Origin of the sequence: Weissella sp. DD23 (assembly GCF_001579105.1) — a bacterium.
Lineage (GTDB): Bacteria > Bacillota > Bacilli > Lactobacillales > Lactobacillaceae > Weissella > Weissella cibaria.
Map to the genome: position 1 here is coordinate 149,602 of NZ_KQ970393.1, position 5,485 is coordinate 155,086.

The 5,485-nt window shown below is 45.6% G+C and carries 5 protein-coding genes and 1 pseudogene; 2 read left to right on the top strand and 4 right to left on the bottom strand.

The window, feature by feature from the left end; translation table 11 throughout:
- Positions 1-213: pseudogene (locus WEIDD23_RS14655) on the bottom strand (3'-5' exonuclease); the annotation flags it as partial.
- 126 nt (positions 214-339) lie between these two features.
- Here WEIDD23_RS14655 and WEIDD23_RS06715 point away from each other — a divergent pair.
- Entirely contained in the window at positions 340-702 is a 363-nt protein-coding gene (locus WEIDD23_RS06715) for a hypothetical protein (RefSeq protein ID WP_010373137.1), read from the top strand.
- 75 nt (positions 703-777) lie between these two features.
- Here WEIDD23_RS06715 and WEIDD23_RS06720 read toward each other — a convergent pair whose 3' ends face one another.
- A complete protein-coding gene (locus WEIDD23_RS06720; protein ID WP_010373140.1) occupies positions 778-1,713 on the bottom strand; it encodes a nitronate monooxygenase in 936 nt (311 codons plus the stop codon).
- Positions 1,714-1,736: 23 nt separating this feature from the next.
- Positions 1,737-3,305 carry an acyl CoA:acetate/3-ketoacid CoA transferase gene (locus WEIDD23_RS06725; protein WP_010373143.1) on the bottom strand — a complete coding sequence of 523 codons (1,569 nt, stop codon included), beginning with the start codon at positions 3,303-3,305 and terminating at the stop codon, positions 1,737-1,739.
- A gap of 158 nt (positions 3,306-3,463) precedes the next feature.
- Here WEIDD23_RS06725 and WEIDD23_RS06730 point away from each other — a divergent pair, with 158 nt between their 5' ends.
- Positions 3,464-4,354, top strand: a complete 891-nt coding sequence (locus WEIDD23_RS06730; protein WP_010373146.1) for a LysR family transcriptional regulator — start codon at positions 3,464-3,466, stop codon at positions 4,352-4,354.
- 112 nt (positions 4,355-4,466) lie between these two features.
- Here WEIDD23_RS06730 and WEIDD23_RS06735 read toward each other — a convergent pair whose 3' ends face one another.
- A complete protein-coding gene (locus WEIDD23_RS06735) occupies positions 4,467-5,474 on the bottom strand; it encodes a YeiH family protein (protein WP_010373150.1) in 1,008 nt (335 codons plus the stop codon).
- Positions 5,475-5,485 lie beyond the last annotated feature (11 nt).

The window sequence follows — 5,485 nt, forward strand, 5'->3', positions numbered from 1 at the left end:
CAACGTAATCCAGCCGTGTTCCCCACCCATGGATTGTGAAATGAATTTAAATGACGCCATTCCACTGCCCTTGGGCGGGTTATTAACAATCACGGAAAATTTTTCAATATCTTTACCGGTGGTAATTTTCAAAGCCCCAATTTCAATAATTTGATTACTACCGTTCATCTCTAAATCGAAAACGACATAATCCTTCAATTCTGTAAATAGCATTAACAATACTCCCCGCTCGTTTGTTTCTCTCAAGTATACGCTTCACCGACGAACTCTTCACTTGCATTTACTTCAAGTCAGCGTAAAGTTAAGATTGTCAATTATACAGAACAGGAGATTTTCCCCATGAAATCACTCGCAAAGTACAATAAGTTGCGTCGAAACTTCAACATGGAAAGCCACCGTGGTCTACAGCTCGACGAACACGGTAATACCGATGTTTTTGAGGGTGTCCAAGTCACGGTTTTAGTTAAGGATGATCAAGCAACGATGATTTTCATCGATTCAGAGGATGCTGATAGCGACGAAGCTGGTCGCGCATTCGTTGCCTTCGAGCACGGCATGAGCTGGTCATCGCAGGAGTTCTTCAACGCCTACATGGCCGTTCACGAAAACCCCGACGAACCAGCTGTTGCGACAGCAAACGGCATCCAAGTGACCCACAAAATCGATGCAAACGGGTTGCACATCAAAATTGTGCCAGCTTAATTTGCGCAAATAAAATGACCGCCAGGCTAAAATTCCTGGCGGTCATTTTATTTATCACAGCAGCTATTGGTCTTATTAATACGTAATCTTCAAATTCTTAACAACGGCTTCGGCTTCATTGAACAAACCTTCAATGATGTCCTTAACCGGACGCTTGCTGTTAACCATACCCGCAATTTCGCCGGCCATGACTGAACCATTTTCAACATCGCCATCAAAGACAGCCTTTGAAAGTGATCCCAATGATAATTCTTCTAGCGCATCACGTGACGCACCTGAATATTCAAGCTCCAAATACTTTGCAATCATTGGATTCTTAATTGAACGAACTGGCGCACCAGAACGGCGACCCGTCACAGTTGTGGCCGTATCATTAGCTTCCAAAACGGCTTGCTTAAAGGCATCTGGTACTGGCGTTTCATCAGCTGTTAAGAAGATTGTGCCGGCTTGGATACCTTGTGCGCCCAAAGCGTAAGCAGCGGCTACACCACGACCATCACCAATCCCACCCGCAGCAATAACGGGAATATTCACGGCTGATGCTACTTGTGGTACCAAGGCCATCGTTGTCGTCTCACCAACGTGACCACCAGATTCCATTCCTTCAGCTACAACCGCAACGGCGCCCAAATCTTCCATCTTCTTTGCCAACTTAACTGATGGAATAACTGGAATAACCTTGATACCAGCCTCCTTCAAAGCAGGCATGTATGGCTTAGGCGTACCGGCACCCGTCATAACGATTGGCACTTGTTCTTCGATAATGACATCAACCATGTCAGGAATGTTGTTCATCATCAACATCAAGTTAACGGCGAATGGCTTATCTGTGCCGGCCTTAACTTTACGGATTTCTTCACGCAAGCCTTCCTTATCAAACCCAGCTGATGTCAAAACACCCAATCCACCGGCATTTGAAACGGCGATAACTAACTCATGACGTGAAATGCGCGCCATTGATCCTTGAATCAAGGGATACTTGGTTCCTAAAATTTCTGCAACAGTTGCCATAATAATGTCTCCTTTTTATCTCGTTAAATTTCTGATTGGTTAACAAGGGCAGAAAGACCACCCCATTCTTCTGCAAACAATCCAGCATCCATCTGCTTTAGATCATCACTAATAATAGGCTTGAAATCCATGTGAGCCAAAATGTCAGCATCCAAATCCATACCTGGTGCAATTTCGGTCAACATCAAGCCAGCAGGCGTCAATTCAAACACCGCACGCTCCGTAACATAAACAACGGGTTGTTGATTTTCAGCAGCGTATTGACCTGAGAACGTAATTTGTTCCACACTAGCCACAAACTTTGGAAAACGACCTTCTTGATCGATTACCAACTGACCGTCTGCAATGTGTTCTTTCAAACCAGCGGCAGTAAACGTACCAGCAAACACCAATTTCTTCGCCGTTTGTGAGATGTCAATAAAGCCACCAGCACCAGCGACACGCCCATTGAACTTCGATACATTCACGTTACCAGTTGCATCCGTTTGTGCCAACCCAAGGACTGACAAATCGATTCCGCCACCATCGTAAAAGTCGAATTGCGCATCCATATCAACCGTTGCCTGTGAATTATAGGCGTGACCAAAGTCCTTCAAACCAGCTGGCACACCGCCAACTGAGCCCGCTTCAGTCGTCAAAACAAAGTCATCATTAACGCCTTCCTCAGCAGCAACAGCGGAGACGTTAACCGGAATACCAACACCTAAGTTCAAAATTGCACCTGACCGCAATTCCATCGCGGCACGACGCGCAATGACTTTTTTCGCATCCAGTGGCAATGCGGGTACAGATTGCAACGGTACGCGAATTTCACCAGAGAAAGCTGGGTTATACAACGTATTTTCCGTTTGATATTGATTTTCAGGTTGTGCAACAACAATGTGATCAACCAAAATACCAGGTACCTTAACTTGCTTAGGGTTAAGGGTGTTCGTCTCCGCCAAAGCTTCCACTTGGGCAATTACAATACCACCAGAATTGTGAGCTGCTTGCGCGATAGCCTGGACTTCCATGTCCAACCCTTCCTTATCAAGCGTGATGTTACCAGCTTCGTCAGCATATGTTCCACGAATCAAGGCCACGTTGATTGGGAAAGTTGGATAACGCAACCAGTCTTCACCATCCAAAGAAATCTTTTTAACAATTTCTTCAGTCGTCACCCGATTCATTTTGGCACCTTCGATATCTGGATCCACAAATGTGCCCAAACCAATCTTCGTAATGACACCAGGGCCCTTTGTAGCGATGTCATGATACATACGTGTGATGACACCTTGTGGCAAGTTATAAGCTTCTAACTCATTGTTATTGATTGCTTCACCCAACCGAGGCGAGGCAGCAGCAATACCACCAATCCAGCGCTTCAACAACCCTGGGGCTGCCAAATGGCTCATCCCTTTTTGATCACGATTACCAACCGCACTAGAATGCATCGCCGTCAAACCCTGTGGGTGTGACTCACTGGCGTAACGTTCCTCTAGCGCAATCAAAAGTTCCTCTGCAACGCCAGCAAGGCCAAACCCGCTGACTGCAATTGTATCATTATCTTTAATCAAGTTTACAGCTTCACTTGCTGAAATAACCTTGCTCATGGTTGTTACCTCTTTATTTTCGGTATAAAATAAACTAAATATAAGTGAAGTTTGTTACCTAAATCACTTATCAACACTATCTAGTATACGCATTTGTGAAAGAACGAACACACTAAAAAAGTTAGTTACCCCAACCAAAAGTTGCGCAGGAGGTCACCATGGGTCTTGAACGCCTTACTTATTTTATCGACGCTGTTGATTTGGCTAGTTTTACGGCTGCGGCTCAGAAAAATTTTGTGTCACAAACTGCCATTAGCAAGCAAATGAAAAATTTAGAGGAAGAAATTGGCGCACCGCTATTTCATCGTGAAAATAATCGGGTCACCGTCACATCAGCTGGTCGTAAATTCTATAATCACGCTAAACAGCTCATCACAAATTACGAGCAGGCCGTCCAACTGGCGCACGCGGTCGGCGCTACCGACAAGCAAACCCTCACAATCGGTTTTACAACCTATTATGAGACACAATTAATGTCACCTATGCTCCACGATTTTATGGCCATGCACCCAGAAATCGACATCACCATTTCACAGGATAATTTTCGCGATAATAACCAAGCCCTATTGTCGCAAACCATTGATATTCTATTTTCCCGCAATTACGGGCTTGATTCACTTGCCGACTATGCACAAATCCAAACAACGGTCTTAGAAGAGGGCAATATGCTCGTCGCTGTCGCCGAAGATGACCCCATTACGCGTTATGAAGTGGTGCCAAACGAGGCATTAGCTAACCGCGACGTCATCTTTGTATCTTCTGATCCCAACATGCTGGCCCCACATGGTTTAACCAGCAATGCCCAAGCCGATGGCTATTCGTTCAACAGTGTCACACGCATTCAGAGTTTGGAATTGCTCTTAATGTTAATCCGTCTGAAAAAGCGCATCGCCTTCTTTCCTGAAAACTCACTCTTCAGTACGAATGGCGTCGTATTCCGACCAATCGCTAGCACATCACACCGTTATGAAATTGTCTTAGCAACTAACCAGCAAAATCCAAACACTGCCGTCAAAGTTTTTACTGATTTTGTCACATCAACCATATAAAAAGGGTTCAGCCTTTCGGAACACGTTTAAAAGCCGCAAATCCGCCGATTTTATCTCGGCAGATTTGCGGCTTTTTAGGCTGAGACAACGATTCTGTCCCAGTTTATTTTGTTTACATCATTAACAGGTGAATCAAGCCAAGCGCTAGCAATACCTGAATCACACCAATGACCAAACCAAAACTCAGGAAGCGAACCCCCGAATTCTTGATAATTGACCATTTTAGACTCAACCCAATGCCAGCCAAATTAATGACCCCGAAGAAACTTGCCAATTCCTTGGCGACAGCGACTACCGGTGCTGGCAAGCCAATCATCGTATTTACCAACATAAAGATGACAAAGGCCGTGACGAACCATGGCATCATGCGCCAAAATGGCTTTGCTGGTGCCATCACAGCTTCTTGTTGCGTTTGTCCACGACGACTCATCTTCGTAAAGGCCATAACCACAAAGGCCAACAATACCACGCGGAGCATCTTAAACAATGTTGCGTACGTTCCAGTCGCATCATTGACCATCAAACCAGCGCCAACAGCTTGACCAACCGATTGTAACGTACCACCAATCAAAGCACCCGATAATAAATCATTGTGACCTAGAATAGCCGGTCCGATGGTTGGCAAAATCAGCAACAGTGCCACACCAGTCAACGACACGGTCGCAGCAGCGGTCCGGCGTTGCGTATCATTAGCACCAATTACCGGCGAAACGGCAGCAATCGCGCTCGTGCCACACACCGCATTACCTGCACCCATCAACATTGCTGACTCAGATGACACCTTAAAAAAGCGCCCACCGAGCCACATGACAATTAAAATTGTGGCCGTCATCTGCAACACAATAAACAAAATCCCTTGCCAGCCTAACTGCTCAACCGTCCTAAGCGTGACCGTTAACCCAAGAAAAGCAATGCCAAATTGAATAAAATACTTTTCCGACCAATCGACCCCGGGGTTCCAGATTTGCTGACGAAAGGCAGTATTCCCAATCACAATTCCTAACAACATGGCGATGCCTTCCGCACCCAAAAACGGTAGTAATGGGGTTAACCACTCTGCAACGACTGCGAGGGCAACCGTCAGGCCAATACCTGGCAACATCTCTCTAGTAACTCGCATCGCAATTACCT